Origin of the sequence: Chitinophaga niastensis (assembly GCF_003014755.1) — a bacterium.
Classification (GTDB): domain Bacteria; phylum Bacteroidota; class Bacteroidia; order Chitinophagales; family Chitinophagaceae; genus Chitinophaga; species Chitinophaga niastensis.
The window spans coordinates 522,888-541,748 of the sequence record NZ_PYAW01000004.1 but is presented as its reverse complement, the minus strand read 5'-3'; the positions used below and the strand labels follow the sequence as shown (position 1 = coordinate 541,748).

Sequence of the window (18,861 nt, the reverse complement as noted above, 5' to 3'; positions counted from 1 at the left end):
CGGGAAAGTACCGTACCTGTCAAAGTTGTAGTAACGCCTGCACGCAGATCAATTATTCGTCCCAATAAGTTATCTCCGATATGGCAATGGCAAAGGGAAGGCGCCTTCCCTTTGCCATCTTTTTCTACTCTATCAAAATGCCTTTCTTCTTACTGGATTCAAAAAATCCCACCTGCTCCGCATAACTCAGCATAAGGTGAACTTTCTCTTCATTTATCCGTCCCCATTTGAATTGCAATTTTTTCAAAATCGCATTGGTTTCTTCTGAACACAACTGATATACCACACCTGCATCTTCCTTCTCTTCACTGAACAAGTCTGCCTGCAGGAATAACCGGTCAATCATATCCTTCTTAGATTCATATTCACTCAGCATTTTTTCTATATAAGCTTTCGTGCTCATCAGGGCTGCTTCAAAACCATAGCTATTAAGGTATTCCACAAACATAGCTGCTGTTAAGGTATGAGGATTACGAATATGAAAATTCCTGTTCAGCAATTGTTTTTTATCAAAAATCTGAAGGATCGCATCAGATACTTCATCTATATTAGACAACTCCAGTTCTGCAATTTCCTGTGGTACCGCTCTGAAAGAAATAAATCCTTTTATCTGATTATAGAAAGCGTTGTTGTCGATATTCTCCTGGAATCTACCTGTTGATGAGTGGAAAGAAAGATGACCTACCCGGTAAATATTTATCTGTATACCACTTTCTCTGGCCTTATCCAATAGTTTCTCTGCTTCCAGTTTACTTTTAGTATAAAAATTAGGGACCTCCTGATTCTTGAAAAGATCTGCTTCCGTATACAGGTAATCATGGCTACCTTCAGGAGACATACCCGCCACACTGGTGGTGGATATATGATGGATCACTTTTACTTTACCCTCCCTGCAATGATCCAGTATCACCTGTACCGATCTGGTATTTACCAGCTCAAATTCATGATAACTACCATAGTGTTTTACGTTAGCAGCTGTATTTAGAATACAGTCGGTTTCATTCATCACGGCATGAAATAAGCTGCCGGACAAACCAAAGTGATGTTTCGTGATATCTCCCTTTATTACCTGCAGCCGGTACTTATCTTTTAACAACGGTACGCCAAAATAGAACATATATTTTTCTGCTAATCGTATAAAGGCATCTTCATCTGTATCTGCCCTTATCAATACGCATATATCGGCGTCCTGCCTGAGGAGCAGATCATGCAGCAGATGAATACCTAAATAACCTGTAGCGCCCAATAACAATATCTTATCATACCTGATCGTCTCCGTTGGGTCTATATCCGGCAACTGTTTGATATTATTAATGTACTGTTGCTTTTGGATGGCCATTTCTTCCTGCATCCGGGCGGCTTTCTCCCCTGATACTATCTGCTCTTCATGATTGATATCAAATTTTGTTATTAATGCGGCCAGCTTATTTTTGAAATGATTTTGCTCATAAATAACATGTTTTGAAATACCCGCCACTGTCGGATGCTGGAACAAATTATTTATCGACACCTGGAAGTTCACTTTCATTTTAGCAATCAGCCTGATGGCTGTAATAGAGTTCCCTCCTGCCGCAAAGAAATTATCGTATATGCTTAACTGTTGGAAATTTAAAACCTCTCTCCAGATGAGCAGTAACTGTTCTTCCATGTCGTTCCTTGGGCTGCCATCATGCTCTTTATTAGCCAGTTGAATACTTTCCAGCGCTGGCAACGCTTTCTTATCCACCTTTCCGTTGGCGGTCGTCGGTAACCCTTTCAGCTCCACCAGTAAAGAAGGAATCATGAAGTCCGGGAGCTTCGTTTTCAGGTAAGCGATAATGCCTTCCTTGTCAAAAGTATCCTGCGGCACTACATATCCTACCAGCAGTTTATTATCATGCTGACCACCTTTCACCATTACTACCGCCTCTCTTACCAGGCTGCACTCATGCAAAACATTTTCAATCTCTCCCAGTTCAATCCGGTAGCCACGCACTTTTACCTGGTCATCTATACGACCCAGGTATTCTATATTACCATCGGACAGCCACCGGCCCAGATCACCTGTTTTATACATCCTTGATTCCGGTTCGGAACTGAAAGGATTCTGTGTAAATTTCTCCATTGTCAACTCCGGACGATTCAGATAACCGCGTGCCAGGCCGGTACCACTTACACAAATCTCTCCCGCTACACCAATCGGGCATAAACCACCATGCACATCCTGGATATACACCTGCATATTAGCTACCGGCTTACCTATCACAACGATATTATCTGATGTAACCGGAGCTGCTGTAATGGTAGTGCAAATAGTATTTTCTGTAGGTCCATAAGCATTGATCACCCGGATACCCTTAGCATGGAGATACTTCCAGTCTTCCCTGTTTAAGGCCTCCCCGCCGGATACAATTGTTTTCACACTACTACCCAGCATATCCCTGACACTATGCAGATAAGAAGGTGACAATAAAAGGGTGTCTATTTTCCGTTTATTGATCAGGGTGGCAAAACCTGCTGATGACAGCAGATCTTCTTTTCTGGGCAATACCAGCAAAGCACCAACCGTCAGCGACTGGAAGATCTCCAGGCAGGAAGCATCAAAACCAAACGATGCAAACTGCAGTATCCTGCTGTCGGAACGTAGCTGCAACATTTCCCGCTGACTTACCATCAGGTTTACCACTCCACGGTGTTCTATCAGGACTCCTTTAGGCTTGCCGGTAGAGCCGGACGTATATATCACGTATGCCAGATCATTTGCTTCGGGCGCTGTTGTCATATCTGTTCCCGGATAACCGGTGATCAGCTCATGGTCCCCATCGGCCAATATCATCTTTATTGATCCTGCTATCGGCGCCAGCCTTTGTTTAACAGCACTGCTGCCTATCATTATACCGGCCCCTGTATCTTCCAGGATATAGCTGATCCGGTCCAGCGGATATTCCTGATCAACAGGTACGTAGGCACCTCCTGCCTTCATGATAGCCAACATGGCTACAATCATTTCCAGGGAACGCTCTATGCACAGCGGCACCAGGGCCCCTTTGGTAACACCCAGGCTGCGGAGGTAATGTGCCAACTGGTTTGAGCGCTCATGCAGTTCCCGGTATGTTAACGTATTGTCCTCAAACATCACCGCCATAGCATCCGGCGACGCTGATACCTGTGATGCAAATAAATTAATGAGCGACTTATCTTCCGGATAAGGAACGGTGTTATCATTAAATACAACCAGCAACTGATGCTCTTCTGCAGCGCTCAACATAGGTAGTGCACAAATATGTGTTGCCGGCATTTTCACAATAGAACGCAATAGTTGTTCAAAGTGGCGGCCCATACGTGTAACCGTATCTGCAGAAAAAAGATCTGTGCTGTATTGTATAATGAGTGATAATCCGTCTGCCGTTTCCTTCAAACAAAAATTCAGATCAAATACAGCGGTTACATGATCCAGCGACACTTCTGATAATTGTACTTCACCCAATTGAAGGACAGGAACGTCAGGTGTGTTCTGTAAAACGAGCATGATCTGGAACAATGGACTGCGGCTCATATCCCGCTCTGTTACAACGGCATCCACTATTTTTTCAAATGGTACTTCCTGGTATTCGTAAGCGCTCAGGGTAGTTTGTTTTACCTGTTGCAGTAAAGAAAGGAATGCAGGGTTATCGCCCAAATTATTGCGCAATGCCAGGGTATTAATAAAGAAGCCCACCAATCCTTCTACTTCCTGCCTGGTACGACCGGAAATAGGACTTCCCACACAAATATCTTCCTGACCGCTATAACGATATAACAATACATTTAAAGCAGCCAGTAATGTCATAAACAAAGTAGTGCCTTCCTGCTGCGACAGTGTTTGCAGCTGATCCGTCAACTCCCTGTCAAGATCCAGACAGACTACCGACCCATTCTTACCTTTAATAGCGGGGCGCTGATAGTCAGTAGGCAATTGTAATGCGGCTACGCCTGTCAGTTTATCTTTCCAGTAACCTAACTGTGTGGCTAATAATTCATCCGACATATACTGCCTTTGCCAGATGGCATAATCTGCATACTGTATTTCGGGAACAGGTAATTTTACAACATTTCCTGCGGTGTAACTATCATACATCGCTATCAATTCCCTGAAAAGAATACTGATTGACCAGCCATCGGAGGCAATATGGTGCATGGTTAATACCAGCACATACTCCTCTTCTCCGGATGCGATTAAGTGTGCCCGCAGCATATGATCTTTCCCTAAGTCGAAAGGCGTATCGATCAATTTATGTATCAATGAGCGACAAGCAGCAGCATCTTTCTTATATACCGGGTTATTGATGATCTGTAAGCTCCACCGGTCTTTTTCCTGTATCCGCTGGAAGGAATGACCATCTTCCTGCACAATTACCGTCCGCAATACTTCATGACGGTTAATAACCTGTTGCAGCGCACATTCCAGTGCTGCTCTGTCCAGTGATCCCTTTAACCGCAATACCAGTGGCATATGGTACTGCGTACTGCCTTCCATCTGATCAATAAACCACAGGCGTTCCTGGCTATAGGAAAGTGGAATAAATGAAGGGCGTGTTTGTAAAGTAATAGTGGGGAGCACCCATCCGTTGCCATTGCGTTGGATAAATGCTGCCAAACGTGCGATGGTAGGATGTGCAAATATTGATTTTATAGACACTTCCACTTCCAGCTTTTTCCGTAAAGCTGATTGCAAACGCATGGCCAGTAAAGAATGTCCGCCCAACTCGAAGAAGTTGTCGTATATGCCTACCCGTTCTATCTGCAGCAATGATTCCCATATTGATACCAGTTGCTGTTCTGTCAAATTACGTGCAGCCGTATACGTTACAAATCCTAACAAAGAGACATCAGGATCAGGCAGCGCTTTTTTGTTGACTTTACCGTTATTGGTCAACGGTAGTTCCTGCAGCTCCACAAATAAAGAAGGGATCATGTAATCCGGTAACCTGGATTGCAGGAAAAGCCGGATATCTTCTTTATTAAAGCGGTCTTCCGGTACAATGTATGCCACGAGGCGTTTATTACCATACTGATCAGCCTTTGCAAGTACTACACACTGGCTCACCTGTTCACATTGTGCCAGCACACTTTCCACTTCACCAATCTCCACCCTGTTGCCCCTGATCTTTACCTGGTCGTCTTTGCGGCCGAGGTAAGATATATTTCCATCCGGCAACCAGCAACAAACATCTCCCGTTTTATACATGCGGCCATTCCCGTGTACATCAAAAGGATCTGCCATAAAACGTTCTGCGGTCAGTTCCGGCAGATGCAGATACCCGTGTGCTACCTGCACACCTCCTATATACAACTCTCCCGGCACGCCAACAGGACATAAACTATTGCCGGCACCCAGAATATACAACTTCGTATTGCTGATGGGCTTTCCGATAGGCGGTAATACACGATGTATATAATCCGAAGGCTGTACCATATAAGCGCTCACCACATGCGCTTCCGTAGGGCCGTATTGATTATGCAGCCTTGCTCCTGCATGCGCAAGGAATGTTTCCAGATCAGCGCTGAGCTTTAATTGCTCACCCGCCGTAAATACTTCCTGCAACATCCGGGGATATATACCACTTTCCTGTGCATATTCTACCAGGTTTTTTAATACTACATATGGCATGAACAAACAGGTAATACCATCTGTATTGATCTGTTCCATCAACACCGACATATCCTTTCTGCGCTGTTCTTCTATCAGATGCAAACTACCTCCGTAACAAAGTGCAAAAAATATCTCCTGGAAGCTTACATCAAAATTGATGCTGGCAAACTGCAACACTCTTCTGGGGTAGTTATTACTTACCTGTTCCTGCTGCCAGCATAACAGATTAAACAATGCACTGTCCGGCATTTCTACTCCTTTGGGGTTTCCTGTAGATCCGGAGGTATAGATCAGGTAAGTAAGTTTATCCGGGCAAACGGCTCTTGTAATGTTTGAAGATGGCATTGAAGACAGGATATTTTCCGTGTCTGCTGTCAACACCAGGATGCGTTCTTCTTCTATATCCGAGAGCAGAGAGCGGTTACGTGTATCCGTAAGCGTTACCATGAACTGCGTATCTGAGAGTATATAGCGGATACGTGCTTCCGGGTAGGCAGGATCAACAGGTACATAGGTGCCTCCTGCTTTTAATATGCCTAAAATAGCAGTGATCATCTCCAGTGATCGTGTCATGCAAACAGGCACCAGCACATTTTCCATTACCCCTTTATTGCGCAGGTAATGTGCCAGCTGATTGGCTTTTTCATTCAGTTGCCGGTAAGTATACTGTTGCCCTTCAAACAGTACAGCCGGGGCATCCGGGGAGTCAGCGGCCTGTTCTTCGAACAGGTCAATCACTGATTTATCCAGTGGATACGTGCGATCTGTATTGTTAAATTCCACTAATAGCTGTTGTTCTTCTGCTGCGGTGAGCATCGGTAATGTGCTGATCTGCTGATCAGGATGTGCTACTACCCCATGCAGTAATACCAGGTAATGATCCATCATCCGGGCAATGGTAGCAGCGTCATATAAGTCGCTGCAATATTCCACACGCAGGCGAAGACCGGTATCCGTTGTCATTACATCTACCGTAAGATCAAACTTGGCAGTGATGTTGGGTACCGGTTGAATGGTTATCTGCAATTCGTCCAGATCCAGTGCTGGTATTTCCGGTACATTCTGCAGGATGAACATTACCTGGAATAATGGCGTGCGGCTCATATCCCGTTCACTCCCCACTGCTTCCACTACTTTTTCAAAAGGTGTGTCCTGATGCATGTAGGCTTCCAGCAATGTTGTCTTCACCCGCGCCAGTAAAGTTTTAAAGTCCGGCTCACCGCTAAGGTCACTCCGCAGCGCTATAGTGTTGACAAAAAAACCTATTAATGGCTCAATAGCCTGTTGCATACGATTAGCGATGGGACTACCCACACATATATCTTCCTGACCGCTGTAACGATACAACAACACTTTAAATACAGACAACATCGTCATAAACAAGGTAGCACCCTGTTGACGGGAAAACAATTCCAGTGCTTTTGCCAGGGATGGATCTATCTCATAATAAATAGTATGACCACGTGTGCTCTGTACTGCCGGTCTTGGATAATCGGTGGGCAATTGTAATACAGCTGTATCATCCAGCTTTTCTTTCCAGTAGGCCAGTTGTTTATCCAGTAAATCCCCCTGTAGATAAAGGCGTTGCCATAATGTATAGTCTGCGTATTGTACCTGGAGTGGTGACAACACATGTGGTCTTTGCTGGTGAAAGGATTGGTATAACTCCACCAGTTCTTTTACCAGGATAGAGGCAGACCATCCGTCTGATGCAATATGATGTTGATTAATTACCAATAAATGTTCACCGGTAGTTAACGGCAGCAAATGTGCACGTAACATAAAATCTTCCGACAAATCAAACGGTGTATTAATCAATTGCGCTATCTGTTCCAGTGCTTCTTTCTCATCAGAAAAACTATTATGCTGCACCTCCTGTAAATGCCAGTGTGCTGCGGATATAATCTCCTGGCTGACTTCTCCCTCCTCTTCCTTAAAAACAGTGCGCAATACTTCGTGTCTGTCTATAATTGTTTTAAGTGCAAACTCCAGGGCTGTTCTGTTGAGATTTCCCTGTAGCCGTAATACAGCCGGTATATGATATGGGACACTGCCTTCCATTCTATCAATGAACCAAAGCCGTTCCTGGGAAGAAGACAAAGGCAGCTTACCGTTGCGTTGCATGGCGGTAACAGCAGGTAATACAATTCCCTTCTGCAAACTTTGAATATGTACAGAAAGATCAGCAATAACAGGATGGGTGAATAATTCCCTGATCGGTATTTCCACTTCCAGTTCCCGGCGTATGGCAGATATCACTCTTGTGACGAGCAGTGAATGTCCGCCCAGCTCAAAGAAATTATCGTATATCCCTATCCGTTCTACTCCCAGCAATTCCTGCCAGATAGCTGTCAGGATACGTTCCTGCTCATTACGAGGGGCCACATAGCTGTTCAGCTGCAGATCATCGGCTGCAGGTGCCGGTAATGCCTTCTTATCTATCTTACCATTTGTTGTTAAAGGGAATTGCTCCAATACTACCAACAGCGATGGCACCATATATTCAGGTAGTTTTTCTTTCAGTGCAGCAAATGCTGCTGCTTTCTCAAAGGAATCAGTTCCTGTTACATAACCTACCAATCGTTTATTACCTCTTTCGTCAGACCATGCTATTACAATCGCCTGTTTTACGCCTTCGCAGGTTTGTAATACATGCGCCACCTCTCCTAATTCTATACGATAACCGCGGATCTTTACCTGGTCATCTATACGACCCAGGTATTCAATATTACCATCTGGCAGCCATCTGCCAATATCACCCGTTTTATATAACCGGCTGCCGGGTGTTTTACTGAAGAAATCAGGGATAAATTTTTCTGCTGTCAGCTCCTGACGATTTAAGTAACCGCGTGCCACCTGTGGGCCACCAATGTGCAGCTCCCCGCTGATACCTACCGGCAACAACTGGTTATTGGCATCAAGGATATAAACATTCACATTATCCACCGGTTTACCTATCGTAATTAAGCTATCTCCGGGTAATACAGCTGCTACTGTTGACCAAACGGTGCCCTCCGTAGGTCCGTATTCGTTATAGAGAGATACCTGTTCCGTTTCACGGAAATGGCGATCCGCCAATGCGGCTTCCAGTGGCTCCCCGGCCAGTATTACATTAGTCAGGCCCGCTTGTTGTACCAATCCTTCCTCCAGTAAAAAACGGTAATAAGAAGGCACACATAAAATCGTATCTGTATCTTTTAACAGTGGTTTTACAGCAGTGGCATCTTTCAGTACGTCATCCTTACACAGGATCAGTTTTCCACCTGTGCACAAAGTGCCGAATATAACGGCTACGGATGAATCAAAAGAAAAAGAAGGTATTAATAAGGCAGCCCCTGTTGCATTATAATAAGCACGTCTGGACAAAGTAGATGCTACCAGTCCCTGATGTGTGATAGTAACGCCTTTGGGGTTACCGGTAGAACCGGAGGTATAGATCACATAGGCCAGGTTGCCGGGATCAATGATTGTATTTACACGGTCTGTATCCTGTGCCGATAACAGCGCCGTGATATTATCCAGGCAAAGCAGCTCCATAGTGGTGTTTGCCTGTTGCAGGTTTTCCAGCTGCGCATTTTCTGTAATAATCAACGTGCTGTTGCTCTCCGACAGCATATAACTGATACGTTCCATTGGATAATTAGGATCAACAGGAACATAAGCGGCGCCTGCTTTCAATATCCCCCATATACCAACGATCATCTCTATGGAACGATTTATACATAGAGGCACACGCATTTCTGCCTGCACCCCTTTAGTGCGCAGGTAATGAGCCAGCTGATTGGAACGTTCATCCAGCGTTTTATAGGTCATCGTTACCTCTCCGGACACCAATGCTGTTGCATCCGGTGTAAGTGCGGCCTGTTCCTCCAATAACGCCACTATATTGCTGCCTGACTGATAGAAAGGAAGCGTGTTATTAAAGGTGGTCAGTAATCGCTGTTCTTCTCTTACACTCAACATTGGCAAAAGACCTATCTGCGTAACAGGCGACATTACAATGGAACGTAACAATTGCTCAAAATGAGCAATCATACGCCGGATCGTATCTGCATGGAAAAGGTCTGTACAATATTCCACTCCTCCTACCAGGCCGTCAGCGGTTTCTTCAAAAGTAAAATTCAGGTCTACCTGCGCGGTAGTGTATTCAATTACTTCTTCCTGTAATTGTAATCCCCCCAAACGAAGAGACGGGATACTGGGCATATTCTGCAATACAAACATCACCTGGAATAACGGGCTGCTGCTCATATCGCGCTCTTTCACCACTGCCTCCACTATTTTCTCAAAAGGAATTTCCTGGTGTTCATAGGCGCTTAATGTAGTTTCTTTTACCTGTTGCAGTAATGATATAAATGAAGGATTATTACGCAGGTCGCTGCGTAAAGCGAGCGAATTCACAAAGCAGCCGATCAATCCTTCCATTTCCTGTTGGGTACGGCCGGACACCGGGCTGCCCACACAGATATCTTCCTGTCCGCTGTAACGGTATAACAATACTTTGAAAGCTGCCAGCAACGTCATAAACAGGGTAGTTCCCTCCTGCCGTGACAATGCCTGCAGCTGCTGCTGCAACTCCCCGTCTAACCGGAACCGGATAATAGCGCCATGTGTGCTGAATACAGCTGGTCGTGCCTCATCCAGCGGTAACTGCAAAGTGGTTACCTGATGCAATTTCTCTTTCCAATAGGCCAGCTGTGCTTCCATGGTAGTACCCGACATATAAGCATGCTGCCAGATGGCATAGTCTGCATACTGTATATCCAATACAGGTAATTGTGGGACACCGCCTGTTTCATAAGTGTTATATAATTCCACCAGTTCCTTTGCAAAAATGCTGATGGACCAGCCATCGGAAGCAATATGGTGCATCGTCATCACCAGTATATGCTCCGCTGCGCCCAGCATCAGCAAATGCGCCCGTAACATATGGTCTGCCGACAAATTAAATGGTGCATCAATCAGCCTTTGCATAGTAGCATGTAATGCTATAGTATCTGTTTGCCAGCTGCTATTTTCCAAAATATTTAATCGCCATTCATCTTTGTTCAGTAACTGCTGATGCGTCCTATCATTGTCAAGCACAATAACAGTACGCAGTATTTCATGCCGGTTAACGATACTTTGTAAAGCGTATGCCAGGGCCTCTTTATTGAGGTGGCCCTTTAATCTGAATGCCATTGAAATATGGTACTGGACACTCCCGGCCAACCGGTCGATAAACCATAAACGTTCCTGTCCGAATGACAATGGCGTATTTCCTGAACGATCGTACTTTTTAATAGCAGATAATGCTCCTCCTGCCTGTTCATGAATATATATCGCCAGCCCCGCAATGGTTTGATGCTGGAAAATAGCCTTCACAGGCACTTCCACCGCCAGGTGCTTACGTAAGGCCGACTGCAAACGCATTGCCAGCAGGGAATGTCCACCCAGTTCAAAGAAGCTATCCTGAACGCCTATACGTGGTATACCCAGCAACTCCTGCCAGATATTCGCCAGTGTTTGTTCTGTTGCATTACGGGGAGCTACATAAGCAGCAGATGATAACAAAGCCGTATCCGGAACGGGCAGCGCTTTTTTATCGACTTTACCATTTGGTGTTAAAGGCAATTGCTCCATCGGTATCAGCAGCGATGGCACCATATAATCCGGCAACCTGTTTTTCAGGTAGGTAAGTATACTTTCTCTGTCAAAAGTATCATGGGGTACTACATATCCCACCAGGTATTTGTTATCCTGTTTATTAGACCAGGCCACTACCACCGCTTGTTTTACGGCTTCACATTGCTCCAGCACACGTGTTGTTTCACCCGGCTCAATACGGAAGCCGCGGATCTTTACCTGTTCATCTATCCGGCCCAGGTATTCTATATTGCCATCCGGCAGCCAGCGTGCCAGATCGCCTGTTCTGTATACTTTTTTACCTGGCTGTATAACAAACGGATGTGGGATAAAACGCTCTGCAGTGAGTTCAGGAAGATGCAGATAACCAAGGGCTACCCCATCGCCACCTACATATAATTCTCCCGCTACACCAACTGGTACCAGCCTTTGCGCAGCATCCAGTATAAAGGCACTCCTGTTGTTTAACGGACGTCCTATCGGGGTATGACGGGCAATCGTTTGGCTATTGATCCGGTAGCTTAATGAAAAAGTAGTATTTTCTGTAGGCCCGTAAATATTACTGAAATCGATATGTGGATAAGTATGTCTGAATTTGCCCGCATGTTTTTCTGAGAGTTTTTCTCCTCCGGTTAATATAGCCGACAATTTCTCAAAAACGGTGATATCGGTATCTACCAGCTGATTGAACCAGCTGGTGGTGAAAAACATTTTAGTTACCTGTCTGCTGTACAATTCTTTCTTCAACAATTGAATATCCAGCAAACTCTTTTCAGCACTTAATACCAGTGTGGCGCCGTTCAACAATGTACCCCAATATTCAAATGTGGTAGCATCAAATGAAAGAGAGCCGGCAGATAATATTACATCTTCTGCGGTAAGCGTAATATAATTGGCTCCTTTTACGAGGCTGACAACATTCTGATGCGTTACCGCCACCCCTTTGGGTTTGCCGGTAGAGCCGGAAGTATACATTACATACGCCATGTGATGCGTCGCAGTGGAACCGGGGATACTGTCTGTTTGCTGTCCGGATAAAATGCCGGTCATCTCATCTATACAGCACAGCTCCATATTTCCTTTTACTTCGTTCAGTCGTTCCCGATAGGCAGCTGTTGTAATGATCAGGGTACTGTTACAATCTGACAAAATATGACTGATACGTTCTGCGGGATACTGCGGATCAACAGGCACATAAGCACCACCTGCTTTCAATATGCCCAGTATACTTACCATCAGGTCTAATGACCGTTCCATGCAAAGGGGTACCAATGCTCCTGCTTTCAACTCTTTACTGCGCAGATAATGTGCTAGTTGATTGGAACGCTCATCCAGCTCCTGGTACGTTAATACGGCTGTTTCAAATACAACAGCGGTAGCATGTGGTGTAAGCGCTGCCTGTTCTTCAAACAGATCTTTGATCGTTTTTTCTGCAGGATAACTTACCCCGGTATCGTTAAAGCTGGTCAGTAACTGCCCGCGTTCTTCTGCTGTGAGCAGTTGAATATCCTTTAAGCAATTTGTTGCAGCTGCAGTCATCTGTAATAACACCTGTTCAAAATGACGGGTTATTTTCTGCACATATATTTTTTCCAGGATAGCGGCATTATAACCAAAACCAATGCTGATCGCACCTTCCGTCATGATCCTGATGCTTAGCGGATAGTTGGTTTGTTCTGCCACCTGCAATTTTTCTATCTGCAGGCGCCAGGGTTGTGCTGTCAGGGCTTTATTGACAGGGTAATTTTCAAAGACCAGTAAGCTGTCAAACAGATCTCCTTTTATAGCTATCCAGCGCTGTATTTCGTTCAGGGAAGCGTATTGGTGTTCGCGGCTCTGTAACTGCGCCGTTTGCAGTTCCTTCAGCCAGTTGGCCACCAATTTTTCTTCTGTCACTATTGCATGCAGCGGCAGCGTATTAATATACAAACCTACCCGTTGCTCTATACCGGACAACTCATCGGGCCGGCCGGCTACCGTTACTCCATACACCACATCCTGCTTACCGGTGTAACGGTATAACAGGTACGCCCACACGCCCTGCATCAGCGTATTAAGTGTAATATGATGCTGTTGTGTGTAACGTTCTATTTGCGCCTTCGTTTCTGTATCAAGGCACAGTAATTCTTCTTTATAAATACCGGTTTCTTTGGTTCGTCCGGTGGTAGTGCTCACAAAGGGCAAGAGGATACCTTCATTTACACCTTGCATGTACGTACGCCAGTATTGTTCTTCCTGCACTTTATCACGCCGTTCCTGGTAGCGGATGTAATCCCCGAAGCGGTCTTCCTTCACAGCCGGTAAAGCCTTACCTGTCACTAAAGATTCATAGGTATGTAATAATTCGCCCAGCAAAACGGGCAGCGACCAACCATCCATTAACATGTGATGGTAGCTCCATTGCATCCTGTAGCGGTTTTCCTCCAGCTGTATCAAACAGATACGCATCAGCGGAGCCGTTTCAAAATCAAATCCTTTGCGGCGGTCTGCTGCCAGATATTCATTGATAGCTTCCTGCTGTGCATGTATGGTCATTCCGCGATAATCCAGGATAGTTACCGGTAACGTTACCTCGCGGTATACGCACTGTACCGGTATGCTGAATACATTCGCATAAAAAGCACTCCTGAAAATACTGTGCTGTGCTAATAATCGTTTCCAGCTTTGCAAAAATGCTTCCACCTGTAAATCTGGTAACTCACAACTGAACTGCTCAATGTAAGCGCCTCCGGTTTCATCATACAATCCATGGAACAACATACCTTCCTGCAAACCGGTTAAACGATACAAACCGGTTAGCTGATTACGTCTGGGTACACCCTGATATGTTGCATCGAGGAATGTATCCAGCTCCGCATTACTCATTACCCCACCCAGTCCGTAATCTGATGGTGTATGAACCGGCAGGGACGGATCCTGTGCCACACAATGCGCTATCAGGGATTCCAGGTGTGACAGGTAAGTATTGGCCAGTTGAGCTACCGTAGCTGCTTCGTAATGTTTTTGGCTGAATCCCCATTGGATGATCAACTCACCCTGGCGGATCATACTGTCAACCGTTAATTTTTCCGGTACTACCCGCTCTGCTGCACCTCCGGCTCCCAATGAAGCCAGTGATAATTTTACTGCTCCATCCCGGCTGGTCATGTTATCTCCCTGTCCGAGGTAGTTGAATGCTATTTCCCATGGCGTTACCTGCTGTAAGGAGGTTGTTTTACGGATGTATTTTAACACACCGTATCCAATCCCTTTTTCCGGCACTTGCCGCAATTGCTCTTTTATCTCCTTTAAACTAACACCAATATCTTCCTTGCTACTAATCTCCAGCCAAACAGGATACTGGCTTGTAAACCATCCTACAGTGCGATTAATGGCGATACCTGCTGCTATCTCTTCCCGGCCATGTCCTTCCATACCAACCAGGATGCCGGCAGTGCCATTCCATTCTGACATAGTGAGTGCCAGGGCACATAACAGGATATCATTGATTTCCGTATGATAAGCCCGGGGGACTTCCTGTAATAAACGACGTGTTTGTAAAGCATCCAGGCGCAGCACCTGTATACCGGTGTCTGCTACCCTCACTTTGCCATCGTATACCCTATCCGTCAGCAATGGCATGTTAGCTGCAGTTTGTTGTTCCCAGTAACTAACCTGACCGGCTAAACGATCACTTTGCGCATAATCTGCCAGTGTATTATACCATTGACGATAAGAGCTTCCCTTATGCCCAAGTACTGCTTCTGCGGTTTGTGCATTATTTTTCAATAATAATTCCAGGTCTTCCAGCAGGATACGCCAGGATACGCCATCTACCGCCAGGTGATGTACCATCACCAACAGGCGGTTGCAAGGTTCACTCTCCGGCATTAACAGCAATACTGTTTTTATCAGTATTCCTTTTGTGATATCTAAATCAGCCTCACAATTATTCATGCAGCTGCTGATACTACCGGGCAGTTCACCGGCAGCTATTTCCCGGAAATCAACTACGTCCAGTGTTCCTCCGAAGGAGCCATAAGTTTGATCCCAGCCTTCTATTCCTTGCTGGTATACAAACCGGAGCGCATCATGATACTGTACCAGTTTTTTTATCGCCGATTCCAGATCAATAGCAGTCAGCGTTTTATCTGTTTCCAATAAAACATGTTGCATAAATACAGGCGGCGTAGTTGCACCTGCTTCAAAATACCATTGCTGGATGGGTAACAGCCCGCTGCTACCAGCCAGCACATCCTGTTCTGCAGATGTGGTATTATTATTTTCTAATGATAACAGGGAAGAAAGGTTGTGGATGGTCTGATGTACAAATAAATCCCTGGCCTTCAGCTCAAGCCCCAGGCGTTTGGCCCTGCTTACCACCTGCATGGAGATAATGGAATCTCCACCCAGCTCAAAGAAATTATCGTATATCCCTATCCGTTCTATTCCCAGCAATTCCTGCCAGATGCCTGTCAGCAGCCTTTCCTGCTCATTACGGGGCGCCACATAGCTGTTCAGCTGCAGATCATCGGCTGCAGGTGCCGGCAATACCTTCTTATCTATCTTACCATTTGTTGATAAGGGGAATTGTTCCAATACCATCAGTACAGATGGTACCATATATTCAGGTAATTTTTCTTTCAGTACAGCAAACGCCGCTGCTTTGTCAAAGGAACCGGTTCCTGTTATATAACCCACCAGGCGCTTATTCCTTCTTTCATCAGCCCATGCCACTACCACCGCTTGTTTTACGCCTTCGCAGGTTTGTAATACATGTGCCACCTCTCCTAACTCTATACGATAACCACGGATCTTTACCTGGTCATCTACCCGGCCCTGGTATTCAATATTGCCATCTGGCAGCCATCTGCCAATATCACCTGTTTTATATAACCGGCTGCCGGGTGTTTTACTGAATGGATCCGGAATAAATTTTTCTGCCGTCAGCTCCTGACGATTTAAGTAACCACGTGCCACTTGTGGCCCGCCAATGTGCAGCTCTCCGCTGATACCTACCGGCAATAAGCGGTTGTTGGCATCAAGGATATAAATATTCAGATTGTTTACCGGTTTGCCTATCGTGATTAAACTATCCCCGGGTAAAACCTTTGCTACTGTTGACCAAACAGTACCTTCCGTAGGTCCGTATTCGTTATAGAGAGATACCTGTTCCGTTTCACGGAAATGGCGATCCGCCAGTACCGTTTCCAGTGGCTCCCCGGCGAGTATTACATTTGTCAGGCCAGCTTGTTGCACCAATCCTTCTTCCAGTAAAAAACGGTAATAAGAAGGCACACATAAAATTGTATCTGTATCTTTTAACAGTGTTTTTACAACGGCTGCATCTTTCAGTGCATCATCCTTACACAGGATTAGTTTCCCGTTTGTGCACAAAGTGCCGAATATAACGGCTACGGATGAATCAAAAGAAAAAGAAGGTATCAGTAAGGCCGCTCCTGTTGCATTATAGTACGCAGATCTGGACAAAGTAGAAGCTACCAGTCCCTTATGCGTGATGGTAACGCCTTTGGGATTACCGGTAGAACCAGAAGTATAAATTACATAGGCCAGATTATCCGGTCCCAGCTGCGTTTCCACGCTCGTGGCTGGAAATTGCGCAATTTCAGGCCAGTCTTTATTGATATCAATGATCTGCCGTGAGTCATTATTATCTGCCAGCCAACTGAAGTGTGTATTCGTTATAATAATGGAAGTACCGGTATCTTCCAGCATAAAATCAATCCTGCCTGCAGGATAGGAAGGATCAACCGGAACATAGACCCCGCCAGCCTTTAATACGCCTAATATCCCTATGATCATTTCAGCAGAGCGTTCCATGCAAACGGATACCATCATTTCTTCCCTGACGCCTTTGCTCCTGAGGTAGTGCCCTAGTTGATTAGCGCGTTTGTCCAGTTCTTTATAGGTGAATGACTGTTCCTCAAAAACCAATGCAGTAGCGTCCGGTGTAAGGGCAGCCTGTGTTTCCAGAAATTCCACGATAGTTTTATAGGAAACAGGTTGCGCCTCCTTGTGATTAAAACCTTCCAGCAAAAGAAGTTCTCCATCCGGCAGGATACTGATATCTTCTACCTTATCGTGCAACCTGGTTTTAAATTGCTGCAGGATAAACATCATCCTTTGTAACAATAACCGGATATCGGTGGAGGTAAAATATGATAACTGAAAATCTATTTTCAGCTGCAATGGCTGTTGACTACCGTAGTCTCTCCAGAATAATTCCAGCGGATATCTTGTATTTTCATTTGATACATCATAGGTAATTCCCTGTAATGCTTCTCCAAAATCCAGCTCAAAATTAAGGGTGGCATGATTCACAATAATCTCTGTGAGCTGATGTTCCGTCGCATTTAGCTTAAGGAACCTGTTCAAATCTGCCGTCTGATAGTTTTGATAGCGGTAATCCTGTCGCCTGGTGGAAGCAATACTTTTGATCAGCTCCAGTACCGTAGTTCCCGGCCGGCAAGCTCCTTTGAATGGCATGATGCCTGAAAACATACCGGAAACAGTTGCCATTTCGCGGTTTTTTCTTCTATGCACGGGTGTACCAAAAACAAATTCAGATTGATCTGTAATCCTGGAAAAATATATCATTAATGCAGCAAGCGTTAATTGCTGCAATCCTGCATTGGTTTGTTGCTGTAATTCCTCCAGCAGCGTAATTTCTTCTTTAGAGAAATCAATATTCAGTGCTTGCGACTTATTACCGGATGACGTTGTGGTGTGGTATTTTCTTTCCAATAATTGCGGCGGCTTTTTATCTATGCTGTTTTGCCAATATGCAGCCTCCTTTGTATAAGCCGGAGAATGATAATATGCCAGTGCGTTTTCAGCGGCTTCCCTGTATGAAATATACTTCAACGCTGTTGCCGGGTTGTGTAACAGTGAATGGTATTTGCGGGCAACGTATTGGGTACCGGCAGCAATACCATATCCGTCGTTGATCAGATGATGAAATTTATAAAAATACCAATGCTCATTTTCTGTTATTTTAATCAGATAATGCGCAAATAGTAATTGATTTTTCTTAATAATGAATGGGGTTTCCAGACAGGTTTTCATCCATTCTTCTATGGTTTCTTTTTTCTCATGGCTAAAATCAAGCAACGTGAGTTCAAGTACCTTATATTCTTCATCAAACCAGGCCTGGGGTTGCGGGTCATCGAGGTCAAACCTCATTTTATATACATCAAATACTTCCGGTAGTGTGCGAACTGCCGCAATGAACTTTTCTTTGTCGAGGAGCCCGGTTAATTTTGTATAACAACCAATATTATAAGATGCGCTTCCTATATTGATCAATTGGTCCATGAAGATATCCCGTTGTGCAGGATGTAGCGGCGAAACTTGAAGTGGCATAAACTGAGCGTTAAAAGATTTAAAAAGGGTCCTGGATAGTAATGTCATCTGTATATAACAAACAATAACTCTCCCATTCAGCTATGTACAGCTGTGGAAAATAGGTTAATGGCAAATCCGGTACTATGAACATTCAGGCGTAGGTAGCATATCAATCAACCGTTTGATTTATGCTCCGGGCATCCATGAAATTTAGTGACTGGAAAAATTAAGGCGTACCTGGCATGTACGAGGATAGTAATTTCATCTCTAAAGGTTATTTT

General features: G+C 44.9%; 1 protein-coding gene. It reads right to left on the bottom strand.

Annotated features, from left to right (window positions below):
- Positions 1-124: 124 nt before the first annotated feature.
- Complete coding sequence (locus CLV51_RS20725; RefSeq protein ID WP_158267083.1) at positions 125-18,598, bottom strand: non-ribosomal peptide synthase/polyketide synthase; 18,474 nt, start codon at positions 18,596-18,598, stop codon at positions 125-127.
- Positions 18,599-18,861 lie beyond the last annotated feature (263 nt).